Origin of the sequence: Aeromonas sp. LsrichE-8G, assembly GCF_022869435.1 — a bacterium.
GTDB lineage: Bacteria > Pseudomonadota > Gammaproteobacteria > Enterobacterales > Aeromonadaceae > Aeromonas > Aeromonas caviae.
On the sequence record NZ_JALIHH010000156.1, the window covers coordinates 1 to 329 of the forward strand.

The 329-nt window shown below is 50.8% G+C and carries 2 rRNA genes; both read right to left on the reverse strand.

What is annotated here, in order from left to right:
• Window positions 1–8 precede the first annotated feature (8 nt).
• Window positions 9–123 (reverse strand): 5S ribosomal RNA (gene rrf / locus MUW49_RS17965).
• Window positions 124–204: 81 nt separating this feature from the next.
• Window positions 205–329 (reverse strand): 23S ribosomal RNA (locus MUW49_RS17970); the annotation flags it as partial.

Consider the following 329-nt stretch of genomic DNA (forward strand, 5'->3'; position numbering starts at 1 on the left):
AATTGGGTGCCTGGCAGTGTCCTACTCTCGCATGGCGAATGCCACACTACCATCGGCGCTACAGCGTTTCACTTCTGAGTTCGGCATGGGGTCAGGTGGTTCCACTGCGCTATTGCCGCCAGGCAAAATCTTCAATCTGAGAAAGCTGATGTAAGTAATTCGTTCGTATTTGCTACAAGCCTTAGAACACTTCTTGGGTGTTGTATGGTTAAGCCTCACGGGTAATTAGTATGGGTTAGCTCAACGTATCGCTACGCTTACACACCCCACCTATCAACGTTGTGGTCTCCAACGGCCCTTTAGGACCCTCAAGGGGTCAGGGATGACTC